Genomic DNA, 25931 nt, shown 5'->3' with positions numbered 1-25931 from the left:
GCCCGGCGGGCCGGGCGACAGCGCGAGCCGGTCCCGCGGCTCAGCGCTGGGCGACGTCCGTGGGCCGGACCGGGGCGGGCAGCGCGGTCTCGCCCATGAGGTAGCGGTCCACCGCGGCGGCGGCGGAGCGGCCCTCGGCGATCGCCCACACGATGAGCGACTGCCCGCGGCCCATGTCGCCGGCCACGAAGACGCCGTCGACGTTGGTCGCCCACCCGGCGTCGCGCCCCACGTTGCCGCGGTCGGTGAACTCCACACCCAGGTCCTGGCAGAGCCCGGCCTTCTGCGCGCCGGTGAAACCCATGGCCAGCAGAACGAGGTCGGCCGGGTACTCGAAGTCGGTGCCCGGGATCGGCTCGAAGCGGCCGTCGACCATCCGTACCTCGGAGCCCTTGAGCGCGGTCACGTGGCCGCCGGAGCCCACGAACTCGGCGGTGGACACCGAGTAGAGCCGCTCGCCACCTTCCTCGTGCGCCGACGCGGTACGGAACATCAGAGGGTAGACCGGCCACGGGGTGGAGGCGGCGCGCGTGGCCGGGGGCCGCGGCATGATCTCGAAGCTCTTCACCGACGCCGCGCCCTGGCGAATGGCGGTGCCGAGGCAGTCGGCGCCGGTGTCGCCGCCGCCGATGATGATGACGTGCTTGTCGCGCGCGTGGATCGCGGGCAGCCCGTCGGCGTCCACCACGTCGTCGCCCACGGCGGCCTTGTTGGCCAGCGGCAGGTAGTCCATGGCCTGGTGGATGCCGTCGAGTTCGCGGCCGGGCACCGGCAGGTCGCGGCGCATGGTGGCACCGCCGCACAGGACGATCGCGTCGAACTCGGCGCGCAGCTGCGAGGCCGTGACGTCCTTGCCCACGTTGACGCCGGGACGGAAGACGGTGCCCTCGGCCTCCATCTGGGCCAGGCGCCGGTCGAGGACCGCCTTTTCCATCTTGAACTCGGGGATGCCGTAACGCATGAGGCCACCGATGCGGTCGTCGCGCTCGAAGACGGTCACCGAGTGCCCGGCACGGGTGAGCTGCTGGGCGGCGGCCAGGCCGGCGGGACCGGAGCCCACGACGGCGACTTTCTGCCCGGTGCGGAAAGAGGGCTTGACGGGCTCCATGCCGCCGTCCGCCCACGCCTGCTCGGCGATCTCCACCTCGATCTGCTTGATGGTCACCGGCTCCTGGTTGATGCCCAGGACGCACGACCCCTCGCACGGCGCGGGGCAGAGACGGCCGGTGAACTCGGGGAAGTTGTTGGTGGCGTGGAGCCGGTCCACCGCCGCATCCCACTGGCCGCGGTGCACGAGGTCGTTCCACTCGGGGATGATGTTGCCCAGCGGGCAGCCCTGGTGGCAGAACGGGATGCCGCAGCTCATGCAGCGGGAGGCCTGGGTCGTGAGCGCATCCCCGGCGAGGGTCGTGGACTCGTAGACCTCCTTCCAGTCCATGATCCGCAGGTCCACGGGGCGACGCTTCGGCAGCTCCCTTACGGTGTGCTTGAGAAAGCCCTTCGGGTCAGCCATTTGCGGCCTCCATGATCGCCTCGTCCACGTTCCGTCCGTCCTTCTCCGCCTGCTCGATCGCGACCAGCACGCGCTTGTAGTCGCGCGGCATGACCTTGGCGAAGTGGTTCACGTTCTGGGCCCACCCGGAGAGGATCTCCCGGGCCCGGGCGGAGTCGGTCTCCTCCGCGTGCCGCTCCACGATCCCGCGGAGGAAGTCGACGTCGTCGGCCTCCAGCGGCTCGATGTCCACGAGCTCGCCGTTGAGGTTCGCGCCCAACTCGTCGTCGGGGTCGTAGAAGTAGGCCACGCCACCGGACATGCCGGCGGCCACGTTGCGGCCGGTGGCGCCCAGGACGACGACCCGGCCGCCGGTCATGTACTCGCAGGCGTGGTCGCCCACGCCCTCGACCACCGCGGTGACGCCCGAGTTCCGGACGCAGAAGCGCTCGCCCACGATGCCGCGGAGGAACAGCTCACCGGCGGTGGCCCCGTAGCAGAGGACGTTGCCGGCGATGATGTTCTCCTCGGCCACGAAGTCCGGCGCCGCGTCCTTCGCGGGCCGCACCACGATGCGGCCACCGGACAGGCCCTTGCCCACGTAGTCGTTCGCGTCGCCCCACACCCGTAGGGTCACGCCGCGGGCGAGGAACGCTCCGAGCGAGTTGCCGGCGGACCCGGTGAAGGTCAGGTCGATGGAGCCGTCCGGGAGGCCCTCGGCGCCGTGCTCCTTGGAGATCTCGTGGCTGAGCATCGTGCCGACGGAGCGGTTGACGTTGCAGATCGGGTAGTCACGCGCGACCGGCCCGGAGGCCGGGTCGGTGACGACACCGCGGACGTCCGCGAGGATCCGGTTGTCCAGCGCCTCGTCGAGCTTGTGGTTCTGCTCCTTGGTGCAGCGCAGGTCCTGATGCATGAACGGCGAGTCGACCTGGGCGAAGATCGGCCGGAGGTCGAGCTTGGCCACGCGCTCGTTGTGGGCGAAGGCACGGGACATGTCCAGACACTCGGAGTGACCGATCGCCTCGTCGAGGGTGCGGAAGCCGAGCTCGGCGAGGTACTCGCGCACCTCCTCCGCGACGAACTCCATGAAGTTCACCACGTACTCGGCCTTGCCGGTGAAGCGCTCGCGCAGGACCGGGTTCTGGGTGGCCACGCCGACGGGACAGGTGTCGAGGTGGCAGACGCGCATCATGATGCAGCCCGCCACGACCAGCGGCGCGGTGGCGAAGCCGAACTCCTCGCCGCCGAGCAGCGCGGCCACCATGACGTCGCGGCCGGTCTTGAGCTGGCCGTCCACCTGGACCACGATCCGGTCGCGCAGGCCGTTGACGAGCAGCGTCTGCTGCGTCTCCGCCAGGCCGAGCTCCCACGGTCCACCGGCGTGCTTGAGCGAGGTGAGCGGGCTGGCGCCGGTGCCGCCGTCGTGGCCCGAGATGAGCACCACGTCGGCGTGCGTCTTGGACACGCCGGTGGCGACGGTCCCCACGCCCTGCTCGGCGACGAGCTTGACGTGGATCCGCGCTGAGGGGTTGGCGTTCTTGAGGTCGTAGATGAGCTGCGCCAGGTCCTCGATCGAGTAGATGTCGTGGTGCGGCGGCGGCGAGATGAGGCCGACGCCCGGGGTGGAGCCGCGGACCTCGGCGACCCACGGATACACCTTGCCGGGCGGGAGCTGGCCGCCCTCGCCGGGTTTGGCACCCTGCGCCATCTTGATCTGGATGTCGGTGCAGTTGGTGAGGTAGTGGCTGGTCACGCCGAAGCGGCCAGAAGCCACCTGCTTGATCGCAGAGCGACGCCAGTCGCCGTTGGCGTCCGGGGTGAAGCGGTCCACGGACTCGCCGCCCTCGCCGGAGTTGGACCGGCCCTGGAGGCGGTTCATGGCGATCGCCAGGGTCTCGTGTGCCTCGGCGGAGATGGAGCCGTAGCTCATGGCGCCGGTGGAGAACCGCTTGACGATCTCGCTCACGGGCTCGACCTCGTCGATCGGTACCGGCGGGCGGGTGCCCTTGAGCTCGAAGAGCCCGCGCAGGGTGGCCAGGCGCTCGGCCTGGTCGTCGACCAGGCGGGTGTACTCCTTGAAGATCTCGTACCTGCCGGACCGGGTGGAGTGCTGGAGCTTGAACACCGTGTCCGGGTTGAACAGGTGGTACTCGCCCTCGCGGCGCCACTGGTACTCGCCGCCCACCTCGAGCTCGCGGTGCGCCGCCTCCTCGGGACGGGGCAGAAAGGCGAAGCGGTGGCGGCGGGCCACGTCCTCCGCGATCTCGTCCAGGCCGATGCCGTCGATGGGGCTGACGGAGCCGGTGAAGTACTCGTCGCAGAGCTCCTGGCTCAGGCCGGTGACGTCGAAGAGCTGCGCGCCGGTGTAGGAGGCGAGCGTGGAGATGCCCATCTTGGACATCACCTTGAGTACGCCCTTGGCGGCGGCCTTGCGGTAGTTGGCGCACGCCGCGTCCGTGTCGATGCCCGGGAGGTCGCCGGTCTGGACCAGCTCGTCGATGGACTCGAACGCCATGTACGGGTTGATCGCGTTGGCGCCGTAGCCGAAGAGCACGGCCATGTGGTGTACCTCGCGGGCGTCGCCCGACTCCACGACCAGGCCCACGCGGGTGCGGGTCTTCTCGCGGACGAGGTGGTGGTGCACGGCCGCGGTGAGCAGAAGCGACGGGATGGGCGCGTTACGCTCGTCGGACTCCCTGTCGGAGAGCACGACGATCGTGGCCCCGTCCTCGATGGCGCGGGAGACCTCTCGGTGGATCCGGTCGAGCGCGATCCGCAGGCCGCGGCCGCCGTGCGCCACGTTGTACAGGCCCTGCACCGTGACGGCGCGCAGGCCGGGGTGGGTGTCGCCGGCTGCCATGAGGGTGGTGAGCTCGGTGTTGCCGAGGATCGGGTTCTCGAGCCGGATCTGGCGGCACGAGTCGGGGCCCGGGTTGATGAGGTCGCCCTCGGGGCCGAGGGTCACGCCGTAGCTGGTGACGAGCTCCTCGCGGATGGCGTCGAGTGGCGGGTTGGTGACCTGCGCGAAGCGCTGGGAGAAGTAGTCGAAGAGCATCCGCGCCCGCTGCGAGAGCACCGGCAGCGGGGTGTCGGTGCCCATGGAGCCGATGGCCTCGGCACCCTGGCCGGCCATGGGGCTGACGAGGAGGCGCACCTCCTCCTCGGTGTAGCCGAAGACGCGTTGGCGCAGGACCACGCGCTCGTGGCTCATGATCTCGTGCTCGACCACCGGGAGCTGCTCCAGCGGCACGAGCCCCTCGTCAAGCCACTGCCGGTAGGGGTGCTGGGCGGCGAGCTCGGACTTGATCTCCTCGTCTCCGATGATCCGGCCCCGGGCGGTGTCCACGAGGAACATGCGGCCGGGCTGGAGTCGGGTCTTGGTGACGACGGAGTCCTGCGGGATGTCGAGGACGCCCACCTCCGAGGCCATGACCACCAGGCCGTCGTCAGTGACCCAGATCCGGGAGGGGCGCAGGCCGTTGCGGTCCAGGACCGCACCGATCACGGTGCCGTCGGTGAACGTGATGGAGGCCGGGCCGTCCCACGCCTCCATCATCGACGCGTGGAACTCGTAGAACGCCCGCTTGGCGGGGTCCATGGTCTCGTGCCGCTCCCAGGCCTCGGGGACCATCATGAGCACGGCGTGCGGCAGGGTGCGGCCTGCGAGGGTGAGGAGCTCGAGCGCCTCGTCGAAGCGGGCCGTGTCGGAGCCGCCGGGGGTGCAGATGGGCAGCGCGGCGGCCAGGTCCTCGATGTGCTCGCTGGACATGAGGGCTTCGCGGGCACGCATCCAGTTCTCGTTGCCGCGGGCGGTGTTGATCTCGCCGTTGTGCGCGACGTACCGGAAGGGGTGCGCGAGCGGCCACGCCGGGAAGGTGTTGGTAGAGAAGCGGGAGTGGACGATTCCCAGCGCCGATTCGACGCGCTCGTCCTGCAGGTCCAGGTAGAAGTCCGGGAGCTGCTTCTCGGTGAGCATGCCCTTGTAGACGAAGGTGCGGGGGCTCAGCGACGGGAAGTAGACGGTCTCGGAGCCGAGGTCGCCCTTGCCGGCGCCCTTGGAGCCGAGTTCGTGCTCGCAGCGCTTGCGGACGACGAAGCACTTGCGCTCGAGCGCGAGGTCGGTGAGCAGCGCGCCGTCGGCGCCTGCGGCCTTGACGAAGATCTGGGTGATGGTGGGCTGCGCGTCGCGGGAGATGGCGCCGAGGCTCGTGTCGTCGACCGGCACCTCGCGCCAGCCGATCACGGTGACGCCCTGCTCGGCGGCGATCCGCTCGACCATGCGCATGGCGTCCATGGCGAGCATGCGCGACTGGGGGAGAAAACACAGGCCGGTCGCATACGCGCCGGCCTCTGGGAGTTCCACGTCGTGCTCCGCGAGCATGACCTCGCGCAGGAACCGGTCGGGGACCTGGATGAGAAGTCCGGTGCCGTCGCCGGTGTTGTGCTCCGCGCCCACGGCGCCGCGGTGCTCGAGGTTGACCAGCGCCGCGATCGCCTTGTCGACGATGTCCCGTGACCTGCGTCCGTGCATGTCCACCACAAAGGCGACACCGCAGGCGTCGTGCTCGTACTCGGGGCGGTAGAGGCCCTGCGGGCCGGGGGTCATCGTCATGTGCTCGCCTTTACGTGTCGGCGGACGGACACCGAATGGGGTGAACGCCCGCACTCAGGGAACGCTCGGCTCCCTGGCCCGGAAATGATAGAGGCAAAATCCCCTGCTCGCGCAAGAGTGCGCGCGAGCGATGTCGTCGGTGACGTGCGGCGGACGGTCGCCTGTGTGACATATCTCTCTGACGGTGACGGGCCCGGAAACACGCGCGAAACATGCCGGTAACACCCGACCCCGCTCGCCTGGCTCGTGCGCGGCGGACGGGAACGGCGTGCCCGTTAATGAACGTTTGCTTACCACGCGCCGTCGGCGTCGCTCCACCCACCCGTGCCGTCACCGCCCGTCGGCGGGATAGCGACCGGCCGCAGCGATCCGGGGATCAGCTGCGGCCGGCGCATCGACAGGGGCGCCACATGTGAGCCCCCTGAGATGTAGTGTAGGTCACACCGGGGATCGACAAAAGTAACCCAACCGTGATCCGAGGGTCCCCGGCAGTCCACGGCAGTACGGGCACGATGTCTAGGGCACGTCAACGACACGGCGCCCGGCGCCGGGAAACGAGGACACGGTGTCCGACGCCGACCCGTCAGCTCTCATCGCCGACGACGAATCGCTGCACCGCAAGGACGCCGACTACCTCCGCGAGCAGGGGAAGGCCAGCGAGGTCTCCGGCGCGCTCAAGCGCCGCAGCACCATGCACGCCCTCAAGCGGGCGCTCGGCAAGTTCGGCGCCGACGGCGCCACCGACATGGCCGCCGCCCTCACCTACTACGCCGTCCTCTCGCTCTTCCCCGCCCTCATCGCCCTCGTGTCCCTCCTCGGCGTCTTCGGGCAGGGCGAAAAGACCATCGACGCCATCATGGAGATGCTCGAGGGCGCCGTACCCGAGGACGCCATGGCGTTCATCCGCGGCCCCATCGAGCAGCTCGTCAACACCCCCGCCGCCGGCGTCGCCCTGATCGCCGGCCTGCTGGGCGCCCTGTGGACCGCCTCCGGCTACGTGGGTGCCTTCAGCCGCGCGCTCAATCGCATCTACGGCGTCGAAGAGGGCCGCCCCATCTGGAAGCTGCGCCCGCTGTTGCTCGCCGTCACCTTCCTCATGGTGGTCATCGTGGCCTGCGCCGGCCTCATGCTCACCCTCTCCGGCGGGATCGCCGAGGCGATCTTCGACCTCGTCGGTCTCGGCGAGGTGGCGCTCACCGTCTGGGGCATCGCCAAGTGGCCCGCCATGCTCTTCATGTTCGTGCTCGTGCTGGCCACGCTCTACCAGCTCACCCCCAACGTCCAGCGGCCGAAGTTCCGGTTGCTGTCGCTGGGCGGGTTCGTCGCGCTGCTCGTCGCGGGGCTCGGCGGCCTCGGCTTCGGCTTCTACGCCACCAACTTCGGCAGCTACAACGCCACCTACGGCTCACTCGCCGGCATCATCATGTTCCTGCTCCTGCTGTGGATCGTGAACAACGCCCTGCTCCTGGGCGCCGAGATCGACTCCGAGCTCGAGCGCGCCCGCCTCCTGCGCGCCGGGATCGACGCCGAGGAGCACGTGGCCCTGCCCCTGCGCGACGAGTCCGGCGTCCGCAAGGCCCACGAGAAGCAGGCCAAGACCATCGCCGACGCGGCCGACATCCGCCGCGACGCGGTGGCGGAGAACGCCCGCGACCGCTGACCGGACCCCGCCGGCGGGGCTGACGGCCACCTCGTCGTCGTCGCCCCGTCACCCCGACCCCCTAGGCTCACCGGCGTGTCCACCAGCGCCCACACCACCACCGTCGTCACATCACCGCTGCGCCGCATGGCCGACGGCACCGTCAAGCAGATCCACCCGTTCACCGGCACCGAGGTGTGGACCGTCCCCGGCCGCGGCAACCGACCCATCGACGTGGTCCCCGCCCACGTCGCCGCCGCCGACCCCGCCGCGCCCGAGGCGCACTGCGCGTTCTGCGTGACCCGCCTGCGCGAGACCACCCCGGAGAAGGCGCGGCTCGTGCGGCGCGGCGGGCAGGGTGACGACGACGAGGGCGGCGCCCGCTGGACCGTGATCGACGAGGTGTCGCCCGACGCGCTGGACGACACCACCCCCGAGTTCCGGCTGTTCGGCAACCTCTTCGAGATCGTCTCGCTGGACTACTGGAAGGCCAACCACGGTTACCGGATCTCCGAGCGGGCCGCCGCCCATCAGCGCGCATACCTCGCCTCCCCCGCCGGCGCCGACCACGTCCGCGACCTGGTCAAGGTGCGGATCGCCGCCGCGAAGGGCGACCCGACGGCCGTCGACGCCATGGACCCCGCCGACCTGGCCGCGCACTCCGAGAGCTTCTTCGGCGGCTGCCACGACGTCGTGGTGGCCCGGCGGCACCTCCGCGACGGCGCCACCAGCACCGACCGGCACGCCTCCTCCGGCACCCTCACCCCCGCCGAGCACGAGCGGTTCATCGCCTTCACCGTCCGCGCCATGCACGGCCTGTACCGCGACAACCCGCACGCCGCGTACGTGTCGGTGTTCCAGAACTGGCTGAAGCCCGCGGGGGCGTCGTTCGACCACCTACACAAGCAGCTCGTGGCGATCGACGAGCGGCCCGTCAAGGCCGAGCGCGAGCTCGACCGGCTGGCCGTGGACCCCGGCATGTACAACACGTGGGGCGTCGACCACGCCGCCGACGAGGGCCTGGTCCTGGCGGTCAACGACCACGCCGTGGCCGTGGTGGGCGTGGGCCACCGCTACCCCAGCCTCGTGGTGTACTCCCGCTCCGCGGCCAGCGAGCCGTGGGAGCACACGGCCGAGGAGCTGCGCGGCATGAGCGACCTGCTGCACGCCTGCCACGCCGCCACCGGCCCGCTCGTGCCGTGCAACGAGGAGTGGCACACGCGCCCGCCCGGCGTGGATGTGTCCATGCCGTGGCGCGTCGTGCTCAAGTGGCGCATCTCCAACCCCGCCGGCTTCGAGGGCGCCACCGGGATCTACGTCAACACCATCGACCCGTGGACCCTCCGGGACCGGGTGGCGCCGCGGCTGGCCGAGCTGCGGGCCTCCGGGCAGATCGCCTCGATGGCTCTCGGCGACGAGATCCGCCGGCTGCCCGACGGCGGCCGCGGGATGCTGCGCTACGGGCGCTGAACCGCCTCAGGCGCGGCCGAACGGGAGGCCGGCGGCGAAGGCCTCGCGGATCCCGGACACCGACGCCGGGATGACGACCGGCCGGGCCGAGGCCGGGTCGAGCAGCATCGCCGTGGGTGTGGACTCGGAGCCCTGGTTGATGCTGCGGCACAGGGCATGCGCCTCGGCGTCGCGCCAGATGTTCACCCAGTGGACGCGCAGGTTCTCGCGGGCCGCCTGCCGACGCAGCGACGCCGAGTACGGGCAGCCGGGACGCCATAACACCACCACGGCGGGCGCCGCATCCGGCCCGGCGTGGACCGCGTGCAGCGGCTCGTGCCCCACGCCCCGCAGCGGCGAGTACCAGACCGCGACCACGGCCGCGACCACAACCGACGTGACGATCAGTGGCGCCGGCTGGCCAAAGGCGAAGAGGATCCAGGCCACGACGGACCCCACGGTCAGGACCGCCACGGGCCCGAACCAGTGGCCGGGTTCGAGCTGGCGCCCGCCCGGCGAGAAGGGGTAGATCACGCCGACGACCCTACGCCGACACGTGTCGACACCGCTCGGGTGTCACCGAATCGTGACATGGCCACAATGCCGAGGAGCGGTGCGGCGCTAGGCTCGTCGACGCCATGGACCGGATCCTCAGGGTGTTCGACGCCGACTCCGACTGGCGGCGCCCTCTGCCCGCCGGCTATCTGCGCACTGACGCGATCGTGGCCGGCGCCGCCTTCCTGGTGGCCGCCCTCGCGCTCGAACTCGTGCGGTCCGTGGGAGCGCTCGGCTCCGTGAGCCAGCCGCTGTGGCAGCAGTACCTCGCCGTCGGCAGCGCGGCCGCCCTCCTCGTGGGGCGGCGGCGCTACCCCGTCACGGTGGGCGCCGCCGCCGCGATCCACCTCGTCGTGGTGGGGACGCTCCAGCCGGTCGTCATGGGGCAGACCTCTCAGCAGGTGCTGTACTTCGTCGCCGTCTACTCGGCCGTCGCCTGGGCCCGGGACCGCCGCCTCCTCACCGCCACGGCCGCGCTGGTCACGCTCGTCCTGGTGGGCTGGGTGGTCTGGTACTTCGCGCTCGGCCAGGGCATCCAGGAGGTGCTCGACACGGTGGAGGAGCGGGAGTCGCCGTCGGTGGGCGTCCTCGGGCCCGTCCCCGCGTTCATTCTCTATACCTCGCTGCTCAACGTGGCCTACTTCGGCGGCGCGGCCGCGCTCGGGGTGATGAGCTGGCGCTCGGCGCGCGCCCGCGCGCTCACCGCCGAGCAGGCCGCCACCATCGCCGGGCACGCCGAGCAGCAGCGCGAGCGCGCGGTGGTGGACGAGCGGCTCCGGATCGCCCGCGAACTGCACGACGTCGTGGCGCACCACGTGGCCGCGATGGGGGTCCAGGCCGGCGCCGCCCGGACCGTCCTGCCCACCGACCCGGACCGCGCCGCCGCGGCCCTGCGCACCGTCGAGGACTCCTCCCGCACCGCGGTCGAGGAGATGCGCTCACTGCTCGGCACGCTCCGCGACCCGGAGGACGGCGACGACGGGGCAGGCACGTCCCGCCGGTCCGAGCCCGGGCTCGCCGACCTGGGGTCCCTCGTCGAACGGTTCCACGGGCCCGGCTTCCGCGCCGAGCTCGCCGAGGCCGTGGACCCGGCGGTGCCGGTGGACGCGGTCCCGGCCGCGATCGGGCTCTCCCTCTACCGGACCGCCCAGGAGTCGCTGGCCAACGTGCGCCGCCACTCGACCGCCGACACCGCGCGCGTGACCCTGCGGACCGGCCTCGACCGCGCCCGCCGCTACGCCGAGATCGAGGTGATCGACGACGGGCGGCCCCGCACCGGCACCTCGGGCTCCGGGGTCGGACTGCTGGGGATGCGCGAACGCGTGGCCTCGCACCGCGGCACGTGCGAGATCGGCCCGCGCGTGACCGGCGGGTACCGGGTCCGCGTGCGCCTGCCGCTCGGGGAGGGGTCATGACGGCGAGGTCCGACCTCCGCGTCCTGGTGGTCGACGACCAGGCGCTCATGCGCAGCGGCTTCTCCCTGGTCCTCGACGCGGCACCGGACCTCACCGTGGTGGGCGAGGCGCCCGACGGTGCCCGGGCCCTCGAGGTCGCCCGCGAACTGCGGCCCGACGTGGTGGTGATGGACGTGCAGATGCCCGTCATGGACGGGATCGAGGCCACCCGAGCGATCGCCGCGGAGGACCTCGCCTCGGTGCTCATCCTCACGACCTTCGACCGCGACGACTACCTCTTCGACGCCCTGCGCGCCGGCGCGGGAGGATTCCTGCTCAAGACCTCCGGGCCCGAGGAGCTCGTCGAGGCCGTCCGCGCGGTCGGCCACGGCCACGCCCTGCTCGCCCCCGAGGTGACGATGCGGGTGATCGAGCAACTCCACGCCCCGGCCGCGGCCCCCCGCGCGGCGGACCTCGAGCGGCTCACCGGCCGCGAGACCGACGTCCTGCGCCTGGTCGCCCGCGGCATGTCCAACGCCGAAATCGCCGCCGAGCTGGTCCTGGGCGAGGCCACCGTCAAGACGCACGTGTCGTCGTGCCTGTCCAAGCTGCACCTGCGGGACCGCGTCCAGGCCGTGGTCTTCGCCTACGAGTCCGGCCTCGTCGTCCCCTGACCCGCCCCCGAGCCCCTCCCCCTCACGACGGAGGCGACTCCCCGTACGGGGCGCGCGATCTCGGTCGCAGGGCTGATCCGCTCCGGCCCGCTCGCCCCTAGCGTCGGGGACGACCGCGATCGACGACGAGGGGACGGACGATGCTCGAGTTGGACAGGCTCACCCGCCGCTTCGGCGGCGCCGACGGCGTGACCGCCGTGGACGAGGTGAGCTTCGAGGTGGCCGAGGGCCGCATGACCGGCTTCGTCGGCGGAAACGGCGCCGGCAAGACCACCACGATGCGCATGATCATGGGCGTGCTCGCGCCGACCTCCGGCACCGTCCGCTGGCGCGGCCACGAGGTGACCACCGCCGACCGGCGCGGCTTCGGCTACATGCCCGAGGAGCGCGGCCTCTACCCCAAGCAGCCGGTGCTCGACCAGCTGGTCTACCTGGGCCGGCTGCAGGGCCGCGGCGCCGCCGGGGCCCGCCGCGACGCCACCGACCTGCTCGACCGCTTCGGCCTGGGCGCGCGCACGGGCGACAAGCTCGAGTCGCTTTCTCTGGGCAACCAGCAGCGGGTCCAGATCGCCGCCGCGGTGATCGGGAAGCCCGACCTGCTCGTCCTGGACGAGCCGTTCTCCGGCCTCGACCCCGCCGCCGTCGACTCCATGGTCGACCTCCTGCGGGAGCACACCGCGCGCGGCGTGCCCGTCCTGTTCTCCTCGCACCAGCTCGACCTGGTCGAGCGGCTGTGCGACCAGCTCGCGATCCTCGCGTCCGGGAGGCTCGTGGGCTGGGGCACGGTCGAGGACCTGCGCCGCCGGGGCCGCGTGCGACACCGGCTGGTCCTGGACGGCGACGCCGGCTGGGTCCGCGGCGCGGACGGCGTCGACGTCGTCGACGTGGACGGCCCCGCCGCCGTCCTCGAGCTGGCCGACCCGGCCGCCGGCGACACCCTCCTGCGCGAGGCCCTCGCCCGCGGCGGGGTCCGCGAGTACGCCGAGATCGTCCCCGCCCTCTCCGACATCTACCGCGAGGTGACCGCATGACCACCGCTACCGACCACGCCCGGACCGACCACGCCGACTCCGACCGGACCGGCTCCGACGCGCCCTGGCTGATCGTGGCCGGGCGCGAGATCGCGGTCAAGCTCCGCGACCGGGGCTTCATCATCTCCACCCTGTCGACCCTGGCGATCATCGTGATCGCGTTCGGCGCCTCCTTCCTCATGGCCTCCCGCACGGAGACCACCACCGTCGCCGTCGCCGAACCGGCCGCCGCGCAGCTCGTCGCGGCCGCCGACGAGGCCCCCGAGCAGGCCGGCGCCGGCCCCACGGAACTGCTCGTCGAGGAGCGGGCCGACGCGGCGGCCGTGACCGACGCCGTCCGCTCCGAGCAGGTGGACGTGGGCCTGGTCCGTGAGGACGGCGGGTGGACGCTCGTCGGCCGCGACTCGGTGCCCGGCTCGGTGACCGCGTCCGTCTCCTCCGCCGTCGCCGCCGCAGCCCTCGACGCCAACGCCCGGGAGGCCGGCACCACCGTCGAGGCGCTCACCGCCGGCTCCCACGTCGGCGAGCGGCTTCTCGATGAGGGGACGAGCAACGAGGGCGTCCGGTACGTCGCCGGCTTCGCCTTTGTGTTCCTCTTCTACATGGCCGCCATCCTCTTCGGCTACGCCATCGCCAACAGCGTCGTGGAGGAGAAGCAATCCCGGATCGTCGAGATCCTCGCCGCCGCGATCCCCCTGCGCCAGCTCCTCGTGGGCAAGGTGGTGGGATCCACGGTCCTCGCGCTGGGCCAGATGGCGATCTTCGTGGGGCTGGGGCTGCTCGGCCTGAGCTTCACCGACTACTCCTCGATGCTGCCGGCGATCGGCGCCGCCGCCGGCTGGTACCTGGGCTTCTTTTTCCTGGGCTTCGTGGCCCTGGCCGCCCTCTTCGCCGTCGCCGGTGCCCTGGCCACCCGCGCCGAGGACGTGCAGTCCACCGCCTCCCCGATCATCATGGCGGTGGCCGTGGCCGCGTTCTCCGGGCTCTTCCTGGAGGGCGCCGGGCTGACCGTGGCCTCCTACGTCCCGCTCGTGTCGGTGGTGGCGATGCCTCTGCGGCTGCTGGCCGGCGACGCCGCGTGGTGGGAGCCGGTCCTCTCCCTGGGCGTGACCGCCGCGTTCACGGCGGGCGTGATCCTGCTGGCCGAGCGGATCTACCGCCGCTCGCTCATGCAGACTGGGGGCAGGCTCACCTATCGGCAGGCGCTCGCGCTGAAGGAGTGAGGGTCGCCGGGCGGGGCCGGTAGGTTCGAGGGCATGACGCAGAGCGCGCCGCCCCCGACCAGCCCCGCCGGCACCCGCAAGATCCGCGACCTCACCGGGCCCGGCATCACCACCGCGTTCGGGATGGAGGGCACCGACCTCGGCATCTGCGCCCGCACACCGTCGGGACGGATCCTCGCCGTGTTCGGCGACACCTACGCCGGCGCCGGCGTGGGCGCCCCGCACGTGGGCCGGCCCCACCCCGGCATCGAGCAGTGCACCCCCACCACCGACGAGCGCCCGGGCCCCGGCAACCCCGACTGGCGTTCCCCCGTGGGCCTGTTCACCGACACCACAGACCTCGCCGGAGGCGTGGAGTGGGCCGACGCCGCCGGGCCGGGCCCCGAGGACTACGCGGCGCAGTTGCTCGACTACGTCCACGGCCGCGGCTGCTCAACGGTGCTGCCGAGTGACGTTCTCACGATCGGTGACACGATGTACCTGCACGTCATGGTCAACGAGGGCCTGGGCAACGTCCTGCGCACCGAGATCCACCGCTCCACCGACGACGGCCGCACCTGGGAGCCCACCGGCGCCGAGTTCGCCGCCCGCCTCGAGGGCGGCCACCGTCAGCTCTGGACGTGGGAGACCGGCGGCGACGGCTGGGTGTACGTCATGTCCACCGGGTTCCAGCGCGACAAGGGCGTGATCCTCATGCGCGTCCGCGAGGAGCACCTCGCCGACCCGGACCTGTCGCACTGGCAGACCTGGGGCTTCGAGAAAGGCGAGTGGGGCTGGGGCAAGCCCACCACCGTGGTCCTGCCCGGCCGCGTGGGCGAGATGTATCTGCGCCGCTGCGAGGACTTCTGGACCCTCACCTACTTCGACGCCGAGCACTACCGGATCGACTGCCTGACCTTCGCCCACATCGGTGCGGACCTGCTCGACCCCGCCGTCACCACCCGCACCACCCTGCTGCCCGGGTGCGCGTGGGGCGACGAGTCCGACGGCACCGACCCGGCCGCCGGCCCCGCACGCGTCGCCCAGCTCTACTGCGGCTGCCCGATCCCAGGCTCCACCCCCGAGGAATGGCACGTCGTGGTGAGCCAGTGGAACACCCACGACTCCGCCGCCGGACCCGCCGGCTGGCCGTACCGGTCCATGCAGTTCGTGAGCACGATCCCCCGGCCGCCGCGCGGCTGAGTCACTCGCGGGCCCGGTCACTGACTCAGCCTAGGGGCAGCGCACCGACCGCAACGTCTGTGATACTCATCACATATCGGCGCCGGATTCGAGCAACCGACCGCCCGTTCCCGCGCCACCCCCGTAGGGGCCTCCGCGCCGCTCAGGCCCTCCTCATGTCGCCTGCGTGCGCGCGCCGCCGGACGGCCCGATCGGGGGCGTGACGGCACCCCCGGGCCGGTGGGTCAGGGATCGGCATCGGATCGTTACACCAAGCGCCGCTGACCAATTCAGGCTCCTGACAGTCGCAGAGATCGCTTGTAGGGTCGCCGACGCGCCTCGATCCGACCGGGGCGCCCGCGATGAGAGACATCGTGGCCAATGCAGATCGGAGAGCAGTTCTGTGACGAACACCCATCGGAAGACCACCACGAACCGCAACACCGCCCGCATCGCCGCCGTCGGCGCGTTCGGCATCGGCGCCGCGATCGCCCTCCCGGGTATCGCCTCCGCGCAGGAGAGCCCCGGCAGCCTTGAGGCCGTCGCCGATGCCGTCCCGTCCGAGTCCGCCATCGACACCGGCGTGGAGGCCGACCTCGGCAGCCTCACCTTCAACCTCGATCTCGGCGCCGGCGCCACGGCCCCGGGTTCGGTGAGCTTCGGCAGCCTGGGCGTCTCGCCCAACACGGGCAGCGACGTCGTGGACAACGGCTCCGGCGAGGGCTCCTCGCTCCCGGGCTCCTCCGATGACGAGGCCGACGACAACGACGAGAACGACGCCAACGGCTCGCTCGACACGGGCTCGCTGACTGGTGACTCTGGCTCGCTCCCGGGCTCCAGCGAGGAGCCGGCTGACGACGAGGACGACGAGGATCCCGCCGCCGATTCGGGCTCGCTCACCGAGATCCTCGCCGGCCTGAGCGCCGGCAGTGGCGACGACGCCGCGGACGACGCGAAGGACTGATCCCCCTCCCGCATCCACGGATGCACCTTCCCAACCCGGGGTCGCGACGAACTCTGACCGTCGCGACCCCGGGTTCGTGTCTGTCCTGGCCCGGGATGGAATGATGCAGGCGTGACGATCGTCGTGGCCTGCGGGGCCTTCAAGGGTTCCCTCACCGCTCTCGAGGCCTGCCACCATGCCGCCTGGGGCGCGCGCCTGGCCCACCCCGACGCCGACGTGGTGGAGCGCCCCGTCGCGGACGGTGGCACCGGCAGCCTCGAGGTGATGGTGGCCGGCGGCGCCCGCCCGGTGCCCGTCACCGTCCCCGGCCCGACGGGCGAGGCCATCGAGACCTCCTTCGCCGCCATCGACCCCGACACCGCGTTCGTCGAGATGGCCGACGCGTGCGGCCTGCTCCGCCTCCCCGGCGGCGAGCCCCGCCCGCTCGAGGCGTCGAGCCGCGGCGTGGGTGAGGTGATCCTCGCCGCCCTGCGCTCCGGCCGCGGCAACATCATGCTCGGTATCGGCGGCAGCGCCTCCACCGACGGTGGGACCGGCATGCTCTCGGCGCTCGGGGCCCGGTTCCTCGACGACGACGGCGAGGACCTCCCCGACGGCGGCGGGGCGCTCGCCCGGTTGGCCCGGGTGGACCTGTCCGGGCTCGATCCCGCCGTCCGCGGGGCCCGCATCCGGGTGGCCTGCGATGTCGACAACCCCCTGCTCGGCCCCTGGGGCGCCGCCCGCACATACGGCCCGCAGAAAGGCGCCACCGACGAGCACATCAAGGCCCTCGAGGCCGGCCTCGCCCGCCTCGTCGAGGTGCTCCGCGCGCAGGGTCACGACGTGGACGACGACGCCCCCGGCACCGGCGCCGCCGGCGGCGTGGGATTCGCGGCGCGGGAACTGCTCGGGGCCACCCTCGAGCCCGGCTTCGACGTCCTCGGCACACTCACCGGACTGGACTCCATCGTCTCGGCGGCCGACCTCGTCGTCACCGGGGAGGGCCGGCTCGACGACCAGACCATGCACGGCAAGGCCCCCATGGGCGTCGCCGCGCTGTGCCGCTCCCACGCCGTGCCCGTGGTGGCCGTGTGCGGCAAGCTCGACCTGGGCGCCGACCGGGTGGCCGCCGCCGGGTTCGTGGCCGCGGCCGCACTCATGGACCGCGAGCCGGACCTCGCCCGGTCCAAGGCCAACGCCGGGCCGCTCCTCGAGGCCACCACCGCCGAGGTCGTGGGCCGCGTCCTGCCCTGACCGCTGCGCAGTCCCGCGCGCTGGCCCATGATGGGGTCATGCGCAAATGGCTCCTCGGTGCCCCCCTCGCCGCCCTCGCCACCGTGGCGGCCTCCGACCTGCGTCAGAAGAAGTACCCGATCCTGCGGACCTTCCCGATCCTCGGCCACGCCCGCATGGCGATCAGCTCGATCGGCCCCGAACTGCGTCAGTACATCGTGGCGAGCAACGACGAGGAGCGGCCGTTCACCCGCGACCAGCGCGAGTGGATCTACGGGGCCGCCGACGGCGCGGCGACCACCTTCGGGTTCGGCACCGACAACGACGTGGAGTTCGACGAGGGCTACCCGATCATCAAGCAGCGGACCTTCGTGGGCGTCACCGTCTCCGCCCACGCCCACTCCGGCGAAACCCTCCCGCTCCCGCCGGCCAAGGTCCTCGGCGGCGCCCGCGGCCGCGCCCGCGCCTTCCGCCCCGAGTCGCTGGTCAACATCTCTGCGATGAGCTTCGGCTCGCTCTCCGCGCCGGCCGTCGAGGCGCTCAACCGGGGCGCCGCCCTGGCCGGCTGCCTGCACAACACGGGCGAGGGCGGGCTCAGCGCCTACCACCAGAACGGCGCCGACCTCGTCTTCCAGATCGGCACCGCCTACTTCGGCGTCCGCGACTCCGAGGGCCGCTTCGACCTCGACAAGCTCGTCGCCCTGTGTGAGAAGCACCCCATCCGCGCCATCGAGATCAAGCTCAGCCAGGGCGCCAAGCCCGGCCTCGGCGGCCTGCTGCCCGCCGCCAAGATCACCGACGAGATCTCGCAGATCCGCGGCATCCCCAAGGACGAGGACTGCGCCAGTCCGTCCCGGCACACCGCCTTCCACGACGTGGACTCGCTGCTCGACGTGGTGGAGACCATCGCCGACCGGACCGGCCTGCCCGTGGGCATCAAGTCCGCCGTCGGCGACATGCTGTTCTGGGAGCGGCTCGCCGCCGCCATGTCCACCCGCGAGCGCGGCGTCGACTTCATCACCATCGACGGGGGCGAGGGCGGCACCGGCGCCGCCCCGCTCGTCTTTTCCGACGCCGTCTCCCTGCCCTTCCGCCTCGGCTTCCCTCGCGTCTATCGCGTCTTCGCCGAGGCCGGGCTCACCGACGACGTCGTGTTCATCGGCTCCGGCAAGCTCGGGATCCCCGAGAACGCCATTGTCGCCATGGCCCTGGGCATCGACATGATCAACGTGGCCCGCGAGGCCATGCTCTCCGTCGGCTGCATCCAGGCGCAGAAGTGCCACACCGACCGCTGCCCCACCGGCGTCGCCACCCAGAACCCGTGGCTGGTCCGCGGCGTCGATCCCACCGACAAGGCCCAGCGCTGCGCCCGCTACCTGCGCTCACTGCGCCGCGAGCTCATCAAGGTCTCCGGTGCCGTCGGCGTCCCGCACCCCGCACTCATCGGCCCCGAGGACGTCGAGCTGGCATGGGGCACCCGCGAGGCCAAGCCCCTCGCCGAGGTCTATGGCTACGGCGCCGGCATGGGCTTCCCGAGTGAGGACGACCAGAAGGCCATCACCGACCTCATGATCGAGATGGGCGTGGCCGAACACACCGCCGCCTACGCCCCGCCCGGCGTCAGCCCACCTGGCCGGCCTTGATCAGGCCCAGCTCGCGGTTGAGGTTGGCGTGAGCCTGCTTCTCCCACGCGTCCCGCGCGGCGGTGGTGAGGTACACCGACCTGCGCTCGACCAGCCCCTCGAGGGCGGCCCGGCGGCCGGCGACGAACTTCTCGCCCGGAACGTGCGCGAACTCGTGCCGCACGTCCTGTGTGTACGTGTCGTAGGTCTCGGGGTCGGAGCCCAGGACCGCGAGGTCGGCGTCGGAGAGCACCTCGCCGTTGAGGTCGCCCGGCTCCACGCGGTGCCCGCCCATGAGCCGCACCAGGCGCGCGACCTCCTCGACCGGCGCCGCGGGATCGAGCAGCCGCTCGGCCACGAGCGCCGACGCCTCGCTGTTCTCCGAGGCCGCCGGGTCGAACACCGCGCAGTGGAACCACGCGGCCAGGCGCACGGCGGTGCCGTCGAACGCCTCGCCCTCGTCCTCGAGCCGGTCCACGGCGTGGAGCACGGCCCGCAGGTGGGTCTCGTTGTGGTACCTGCGCTGCGGTTCGTTCCAGCGTTCCAGCAGGTCGGCGCGGATGTCGGGGGTGAGGAACTCGACCCGGGCGTCGAGCGGATCGGTCGCGGGGGCTCGGTCGGTGTCCATGCCCCGAGCCTACCGCCGGGGAACCTCCCACCAGGGCGAGTCGGCGGCTAGGGTTCTGGACTGCACACCCCCGCGATCCCGAGGAGATCCCCATCATCCGCCGCCGTCCCGCCGCCGCCGTCCTCGTCGTCGTCACCCTGGGCCTCTGCGCCTGCGACGGTGGCACCGTCCCGGTCACCCCCCGCGAGGATCTCGCCGACACCACCGGCGGCGAGGCCACAGGCGGCGAGCGCGATGCGTCGGGGCCTCCCCGGTGCGCCGACGACCCGCGCACCCGCGACGGCCTCGAGGTGGTGGTCAACCGCGGCGAGATGGACTGCGCAGAGGTCACCGCGCTGCTCGACGAGTACTACGACATGGGACGGACGGGCGAGTACGGCAACGCGCAGATCGTCCCCGACGTCCGCGGGTTCTCGTGCGCCTCCCCCACCGCGCGCAGCTCCGAGCTCGCCGGTCTCGCCACGAGGTGCGACGACGGCGACGTCCAGGTGATCGTCCGCCCCACGACCCCGGAGGTCCCCGGGGTGCAGGTGATGACCAGCGACTTCACCCCCGAGGGCTCGCTCGCCACCGGCCGCTCGTTCTTCTCCCTGCCCTCCGGCGAGGCCGGCTGCGGCATCTATCCGGACCACGACGAGCCGCACGCCACCTGCTACGGCGCGATGCCGCCCGGCCTGCCCGACGTGCCCGATCTCGCCGGCGGCCGCACCGCGCCGAACGCCGTGGACCTGCTCTCCGACGGCGGTGCCGAGCTCGTCAACGCCGCGGAGCGTCCGCACCCGGTGGACGGCGTGCCCTTCGGCACCCTCGAGGAGGGCGAGACGCTGGTCTCCGCCGGGATCGCGTGCACCGTCCTCGCCGAGGACACCGTGACGTGCACCAATCGTGACGACGAGGGGTTCACCTACTCGCCGTCGGACGTGTCGCTGCGCTGACCGGCGGGGCGGCGCGGCCCCTGTTCCGGCCCCAGCCCTACTCCTCCAGGTCCGCGCCGGTCCGCGGCGGGTGGGCGTCGAGGAGTTCCTGCTCGTCGGGCGTGAACGTGCGCGCCCGGGAGAGGAAGCGCCTGCCCGTGGGGTTCTCCAGGCTGAAGCCCGAGCCGCGGCCCGGGATCGCGTCCAGTACGAGCTGCGTGTGCTTCCAGGTCTCGAACTGGGTGCCGGAGATCCACACGCGGACGGGCTCGCCGCCGTCCACGGCACCGTCGCCAGCGAGCACCAACTCCCCCACCAGCACGTCGCGCTGGCCCACGCGGAACTCGCCGTCGGGGTAGCACATGGGCGCCGAGCCGTCGCAGCAGCCACCGGACTGGTGGAACATCACCGGGCCGTGCCGGCCGACGAGCTCGCGGATGAGCTCGACGGCCGGCGCGGTGGCCACGACGCGCGACGGCAGGCCCGGGGGCGCGCCCTCCGGCGGGGTGGCGCGCGCCGCGATGGGCACGCTGCCGCCCGAGGGCAGACCGCACACGTCGTCGGAGTCCATCAGAAGAAGCCCTGCGGCTTGCCCGAGTAGCTCACCAGCAGGTTCTTGGTCTGCTGGTAGTGCGAGAGCATCATGAGATGGTTCTCGCGGCCGATGCCGGACTGCTTGTAGCCGCCGAACGCGGCGTGGGCCGGGTACTGGTGGTACGTGTTGGTCCACACGCGGCCGGCCTGGATCGTGCGGCCAGCGCGATAAGCGGTGTTGCCGTTGCGCGACCACACGCCGGCGCCCAGGCCGTACAGGGTGTCGTTGGCGATCATCATGGCGTCGTCGAAGTCGCTGAACGAGCTCAGCGAGAGGACGGGGCCGAAGATCTCCTCCTGGAACAGCCGCATCTTGTTGTGGCCGCGGAACACCGTCGGCTGGACGTAGAAGCCGCCGGCCAGGTCGCCGTCGAGCTCGGCCCGCGCGCCGCCGGTGAGCACGTCCGCGCCCTCCTGCTTGCCGATGTCGATGTAGGACAGGATCTTCTCGAGCTGGTCGGTGGACGCCTGGGCGCCGAGCATCGTGTCGGTGTCCAGCGGGTTGCCCTGCTTGATCTGCTTGACGCGCTCGATCGCGAGGTCCACGAAGTCGTCGAAGATCGACTGCTGCACCAGCGCGCGCGACGGGCAGGTGCACACCTCGCCCTGGTTGAGGCCGAACATCGCGAAGCCCTCGAGGGCGGCCTGCCGGAAGTCGTCGTCGGCGTCCATGACGTCCTCGAAGAAGATGTTGGGGCTCTTGCCGCCCAGCTCGAGGGTCACCGGGATGAGATTCTCCGACGCGTACTGCATGATGAGGCGCCCCGTGGTGGTCTCGCCGGTGAAGGCGACCTTGCGGATGCGCGGGTTGGAGGCCAGCGGCTTTCCGGCCTCGGTGCCGAAGCCGTTGACCACGTTGACCACGCCGGCGGGCAGCAGGTCACCGATGATCGACATGAGGAACATGATCGACGCCGGGGTCTGCTCGGCCGGCTTGAGCACCACGCAGTTGCCCGCCGCCAGCGCCGGGGCCAGCTTCCACACGCCCATGAGGATGGGGAAGTTCCACGGGATGATCTGGCCCACCACGCCGAGCGGCTCGTGGAAGTGGTAGGCGACGGTGTCGTCGTCGATCTGGGAGATCCCACCCTCCTGGGCGCGGATCGCGCCGGCGAAGTAGCGGAAGTGGTCAATGGCCAGCGGGATGTCCGCCGCCATGGTCTCGCGGATCGGCTTGCCGTTGTCCCATGACTCGGCCAGCGCGATCTTCTCGAGGTTCTCCTCCATCCGGTCGGCGATTCGCAGCAGAACCAGCGACCGCTCGGTGGCCGACGACGAGTTCCACGCCGGCGCCGCCTTCCACGCAGCGTCCAGGGCCGCCTCGATGTCCTCGGCCGTACCCCTGCCGACCTCGGTGAACGTCTGCCCGGTGACCGGGGTGACAACCTCGAAGTACTCGCCCTTCGCCGGCGCGACCCACTCGCCGCCGATGTAGTGCTCGTACCGGGACTCGAAACTCATCACCGCATCGGCGGAACCGGGCTGGGAGAAGACGGCCATCTCGACACCTCTCGCTTCTTCGCGTCGCCCACCCCTGCGGCGGGCGACTGTGATCCGCGACACTAGGCGCCCGGACGTTGCAGCACCGTTGCAGCGGGCCGATCAGGCGCCCAGGCGGTGGTCGAGCACCCGCCCCATCGACGCCGCGGAGGCACGAGCGGCGGCCGGCGCGCCGGGGTTCGCCGCCAGGACGCGCCAGGCCACGGCGTCGTCCCGCCCCGGCCCGGCCACCCACGCCCGCAGCGTCGACACGTCCCCGGCCAGCGCCGCCGCGCGCACCCGGGCGTGGAGCTCCTCGCGGAGATCGACGACGCCGGGCGCGTCCGACGCCGGCAACAACGGACCCGGGTAGGCCGTGACCGCCGCCGCGGGTTCGGCCTCGAATAGCCCGCGGACCCGCGCGGCGTCGGACTCCACGGCCCCCGGCGCCAGGCGGTACGGCCGCGAGAGCAGCACGTCCGGCCCCAGCACGCGCCGCAGCCGCGAGACCTCGGCGCGCACGGACACGTCGTCCAACCGCCCCTCCGCGAGCAGCTCGGCGAGCGCCCCGCCCGACAGTCCCGCGGGGTAGGAGGTCAGGAGCAGCAGGATCTCGGAGTGACGACGAGAGAGCGCGCCGTGACCCGTGAGCTCCGGCCGGAGTGCCCCCAACACGTCGAGGCGCCGCGGTGCCCCGTCGCCGGGCCCGGGCACCAGCACGCCGCCCGGGGTGGCCCGCAGCTCGGCCTCGGCCAGCATTGCGGTGGCCTTGACCAGCGCCAACATCTCGTCCGAGGCCGCCGATTCGCAGCCCGTCACGTCGATACCGCCGATCACCCGGCCCGTCGCGGGGTCGTGGACGGGTGCCGCCGAGCAACTCCACGAGTGGGCGGGGGCCAAAAAGTGCTCCTCGCCGCGGACGCGGACCGGGACGTCGTGGCGCAGCGCCAGGCCGGGCGCGTTGGCGCCCATGACGTCGTCGCTCCACACGGCGCCGGGGACAAAGGCCATCCGCTCGGCCCGTGACCGCACGCCGCGCCGACCGTACATCCACAGGAGTCGGCCGTCGGCATCCGCCACGGCCACGAGGTGTCCGCTGTCCACGACGCCGGAGACCAGCACCTTCTCCACGACGGGCAGCACCGCCGCCATGCGGTGGCCCGCCAGGTGCGCGGACAGGTCGGATCCCTGCAGGTCGACGAGGGGCGACACCGCCGAGGGGTCCGCCCCGCGGCGCCTGCTCCGTTCCCACGACTGCGCCACCAGGGCGTTCGCCGCGGTCCCCGTGCCGCCGGACATGGTACAGAGTGTAACCGAGGCCACACCCCGGCCGTCGCCACCGAGCCCCGGTCCCGATGAGCGTTCCCAAATAGACCGAGCTTGCACCAGGCGGGCGCCCACCCTCTACACTTGCGGGTGACCCAGGCCACATTGACCTAAGGACCTCTTGCGATGACGACCGAGTTCGCCAGCCCGCCCGCCCAGAACCCCTTCCCCGTCGAGAACCTCTCGCGGCTCGTGTTCCGCAACGCGGAGGAGGCCCCGAACGACGTGGCGGTGCTGCGGCTCGTCGGGTCGGAGTGGACGGACGTCACCTGCGCCCAGTACCTCGAGGAGGTCAAGGGCGTGGCCAAGGGCCTCATCGCCCGCGGCGTCAAGCCCGGTGACCGCGTCGTCATCATGAGCCACACCCGCTACGAGTGGTCGCTCATCGCCTGGGCTGTGTGGGCCGCGGGCGCCGTCACCGTCCCGATCTACGAGACCTCCTCGTCCGATCAGTGCGACTGGATACTCACCGACTCCGGTGCCACGATCGCCGTTGTCGAGAACGACGAGCTGCGCGACGTGCTCCTCGGCGGCACCGAGTGGAAGGGTGACGTCCTCGTCATCGAGAACAACCTGGCGGCCGAGCTCACCGCCGCCGGCGCCGACGTCAGCGACGCCGACCTCGAGACGGCCTCGCTCACCGCCGGCCACGAGGACACCTGCGCCATCATCTACACCTCCGGCACCACCGGCCGGCCCAAGGGCTGCGAGATCCTCCACGGGGGCTTCGCCGGCGTCGTCGTGGCCGTCGAGGAGCGCCTCAACGCCGCGTTCAAACCCCACAGCCGCACCCTGATCTTCCTTCCGCTCGCCCACGTCCTGGCGCGCATCGTCGAGGTGGCGTGCTTCTACAAGCGCGTCGCCGTGGCCCACGAGCCGGACACCACCAAGGTCGTCGAGCGCCTACCCGAGATCAAGCCGAACTTCCTCGTCTCCGTCCCGCGCGTGCTGGAGAAGGTCTACAACGGTGCGGCCGCCAAGGCCGAGAACGCCGGCGGCGCCAAGGCCAAGATCTTCAAGGCCGCCGTGCAGACCGCGATCGACTACTCCAAGGCCATCGAGGGTGGCGGTTCCGCCCCGCTCGGCCTGAAGATCAAGCAGGGTCTGTTCTCCAAGCTCGTGTACTCGAAGCTGCACGAGGCACTGGGCGGGCAGTGCGACCGCATCATCTCCGGCGGCGGCCCCCTCGGTTCGCGCCTCGGGCACTTCTACCGCGGCGCCGGCTTCGACCTGCTCGAGGGCTACGGCCTCACCGAGTCGTCGGGCGTGCTCACGGTCAACCCGATCGGCGAGGCCCGCATCGGCTCGGTCGGCACCCCGATCCCGGGCGTCACGATCCAGATCGCCGAGGACGGGGAGATCATGGCCAAGGCCAAGACCCTGTTCAACGGCTACTGGCAGAACCCGCAGGCCAACGCCGACTCGTGGACCGACGAGTGGTTCCACACCGGCGACATCGGCGAGCTGGACGACCAGGGCTACCTCTCGATCACCGGCCGCAAGAAGGACCTCATCGTCACCGCCGGCGGCAAGAACGTCTCGCCGTCGCAGCTCGAGGACCTGCTCGCCTCCGACCCGCTGATCAGCCAGGCCATCGTGGTGGGCGACAACCGCAACTACATCGCTGCGCTCATCACGATCGACCCGGAGACGTTCCCGGCCTGGCGCGACAAGCACGGCAAGACCGGCGAGGTCGAGGACCTGCTGCAGGACGGCGACCTCGTGGGCGCCATCCAGGACGTCGTGGACCGCGCCAACAAGTCGGTCTCCCGCGCCGAGTCCATCCGCAAGTTCCGAATCCTCGCGGCCGAGTTCTCGGTCGAGAGCGGCGAGCTCACCCCGACGCTCAAGCTCAAGCGCAACATCGTGCACGAGCGCTTCGCGGACGACATCGAGCAGCTGTACACCAAATAGGCCGGCGCTCCTCACGAAATCCGCGACTCCGCCGTCGGATCGGCA

Annotated in this window: 19 protein-coding genes; 12 read left to right on the top strand and 7 right to left on the bottom strand. The window is 71.8% G+C overall.

All coding sequences use genetic code 11. The annotated features are described in order from the left end of the window. Nucleotides 1-40: 40 nt before the first annotated feature. Both ACH0BZ_RS06760 and gltB read right to left on the bottom strand, forming a co-directional pair. Nucleotides 41-1513, bottom strand: coding sequence for a glutamate synthase subunit beta (locus tag ACH0BZ_RS06760; RefSeq protein ID WP_406897235.1), 1473 nt, complete (start codon nucleotides 1511-1513; stop codon nucleotides 41-43). Then, entirely contained in the window at nucleotides 1506-6107 is a 4602-nt protein-coding gene (gltB, locus tag ACH0BZ_RS06755; protein WP_406897234.1) for a glutamate synthase large subunit, read from the bottom strand. Before gltB ends, ACH0BZ_RS06760 begins: the two co-directional genes overlap by 8 nt. 565 nt (nucleotides 6108-6672) lie before the next feature. Between gltB and ACH0BZ_RS06750 the strand changes: the two genes are divergently transcribed. Beyond that, nucleotides 6673-7767, top strand: a complete 1095-nt coding sequence (locus ACH0BZ_RS06750; protein WP_406897232.1) for a YihY/virulence factor BrkB family protein — start codon at nucleotides 6673-6675, stop codon at nucleotides 7765-7767. Nucleotides 7768-7842: 75 nt separating this feature from the next. Continuing rightward, on the top strand, nucleotides 7843-9216 hold the full coding sequence (locus tag ACH0BZ_RS06745) for a DUF4921 family protein (RefSeq protein ID WP_406897231.1): 1374 nt from the start codon (nucleotides 7843-7845) through the stop codon (nucleotides 9214-9216). Nucleotides 9217-9222: 6 nt separating this feature from the next. On the opposite strand, the gene ACH0BZ_RS06740 is transcribed toward ACH0BZ_RS06745, so the two are convergent. After that, a complete protein-coding gene (locus tag ACH0BZ_RS06740; protein ID WP_406897230.1) occupies nucleotides 9223-9729 on the bottom strand; it encodes a hypothetical protein in 507 nt (168 codons plus the stop codon). Between the two features lie 104 nt (nucleotides 9730-9833). Between ACH0BZ_RS06740 and ACH0BZ_RS06735 the strand changes: the two genes are divergently transcribed. From ACH0BZ_RS06735 to ACH0BZ_RS06700, 8 genes are all read left to right on the top strand, one after another. Further along, a complete protein-coding gene (locus ACH0BZ_RS06735) occupies nucleotides 9834-11165 on the top strand; it encodes a sensor histidine kinase (protein WP_406897229.1) in 1332 nt (443 codons plus the stop codon). Then, nucleotides 11162-11818: a response regulator gene (locus ACH0BZ_RS06730; protein WP_406897227.1), complete on the top strand. Its 657-nt coding sequence runs from the start codon at nucleotides 11162-11164 to the stop codon at nucleotides 11816-11818. The genes ACH0BZ_RS06735 and ACH0BZ_RS06730 overlap by 4 nt, the downstream gene beginning before the upstream one ends. A gap of 140 nt (nucleotides 11819-11958) precedes the next feature. Continuing rightward, a complete protein-coding gene (locus tag ACH0BZ_RS06725) occupies nucleotides 11959-12849 on the top strand; it encodes an ABC transporter ATP-binding protein (RefSeq protein WP_406897225.1) in 891 nt (296 codons plus the stop codon). Next, entirely contained in the window at nucleotides 12846-14072 is a 1227-nt protein-coding gene (locus ACH0BZ_RS06720) for an ABC transporter permease (RefSeq protein WP_406897224.1), read from the top strand. The genes ACH0BZ_RS06725 and ACH0BZ_RS06720 overlap by 4 nt, the downstream gene beginning before the upstream one ends. Nucleotides 14073-14105: 33 nt before the next feature. Continuing rightward, a complete protein-coding gene (locus ACH0BZ_RS06715; protein ID WP_406897223.1) occupies nucleotides 14106-15254 on the top strand; it encodes a DUF4185 domain-containing protein in 1149 nt (382 codons plus the stop codon). Nucleotides 15255-15636: 382 nt separating this feature from the next. Next, entirely contained in the window at nucleotides 15637-16197 is a 561-nt protein-coding gene (locus tag ACH0BZ_RS06710; RefSeq protein WP_406897222.1) for a hypothetical protein, read from the top strand. Nucleotides 16198-16308: 111 nt separating this feature from the next. Then, the gene (locus tag ACH0BZ_RS06705) at nucleotides 16309-17430 is read left to right on the top strand and encodes a glycerate kinase (protein ID WP_406897220.1); all 1122 of its coding nucleotides are present in this window, start codon (nucleotides 16309-16311) and stop codon (nucleotides 17428-17430) included. A 38-nt stretch (nucleotides 17431-17468) separates the two neighbouring features. Next, complete coding sequence (locus tag ACH0BZ_RS06700; RefSeq protein WP_406897219.1) at nucleotides 17469-19052, top strand: glutamate synthase-related protein; 1584 nt, start codon at nucleotides 17469-17471, stop codon at nucleotides 19050-19052. Here the strand turns inward: ACH0BZ_RS06700 and ACH0BZ_RS06695 are convergent. Continuing rightward, entirely contained in the window at nucleotides 19030-19659 is a 630-nt protein-coding gene (locus tag ACH0BZ_RS06695; protein WP_406897218.1) for a hypothetical protein, read from the bottom strand. The genes ACH0BZ_RS06700 and ACH0BZ_RS06695 overlap by 23 nt on opposite strands. 293 nt (nucleotides 19660-19952) lie before the next feature. Here ACH0BZ_RS06695 and ACH0BZ_RS06690 point away from each other — a divergent pair, with 293 nt between their 5' ends. After that, the gene (locus ACH0BZ_RS06690) at nucleotides 19953-20594 is read left to right on the top strand and encodes a hypothetical protein (RefSeq protein ID WP_406897217.1); all 642 of its coding nucleotides are present in this window, start codon (nucleotides 19953-19955) and stop codon (nucleotides 20592-20594) included. A gap of 37 nt (nucleotides 20595-20631) precedes the next feature. On the opposite strand, the gene ACH0BZ_RS06685 is transcribed toward ACH0BZ_RS06690, so the two are convergent. The 3 genes from ACH0BZ_RS06685 to ACH0BZ_RS06675 all read right to left on the bottom strand — a co-directional run bounded on the left by ACH0BZ_RS06685 (nucleotide 20632) and on the right by ACH0BZ_RS06675 (nucleotide 23945). After that, complete coding sequence (locus ACH0BZ_RS06685) at nucleotides 20632-21144, bottom strand: DUF779 domain-containing protein (protein ID WP_406897216.1); 513 nt, start codon at nucleotides 21142-21144, stop codon at nucleotides 20632-20634. Beyond that, complete coding sequence (locus tag ACH0BZ_RS06680) at nucleotides 21144-22667, bottom strand: aldehyde dehydrogenase family protein (protein ID WP_406897214.1); 1524 nt, start codon at nucleotides 22665-22667, stop codon at nucleotides 21144-21146. The genes ACH0BZ_RS06685 and ACH0BZ_RS06680 overlap by 1 nt, the downstream gene beginning before the upstream one ends. A 102-nt stretch (nucleotides 22668-22769) precedes the next feature. After that, nucleotides 22770-23945, bottom strand: coding sequence for a GAF domain-containing protein (locus ACH0BZ_RS06675; protein ID WP_406897213.1), 1176 nt, complete (start codon nucleotides 23943-23945; stop codon nucleotides 22770-22772). A gap of 153 nt (nucleotides 23946-24098) precedes the next feature. Between ACH0BZ_RS06675 and ACH0BZ_RS06670 the strand changes: the two genes are divergently transcribed. Next, the gene (locus ACH0BZ_RS06670; protein WP_406897211.1) at nucleotides 24099-25886 is read left to right on the top strand and encodes an AMP-dependent synthetase/ligase; all 1788 of its coding nucleotides are present in this window, start codon (nucleotides 24099-24101) and stop codon (nucleotides 25884-25886) included. The last annotated feature ends 45 nt before the right edge of the window (nucleotides 25887-25931 follow it).

It is taken from the genome of Dietzia sp. 179-F 9C3 NHS (assembly GCF_045369825.1).
Lineage (GTDB): Bacteria > Actinomycetota > Actinomycetes > Mycobacteriales > Mycobacteriaceae > Dietzia.
The sequence above is the reverse complement of the archived record's forward strand: the minus strand, read 5'-3'. Positions and strand labels throughout refer to the sequence as shown.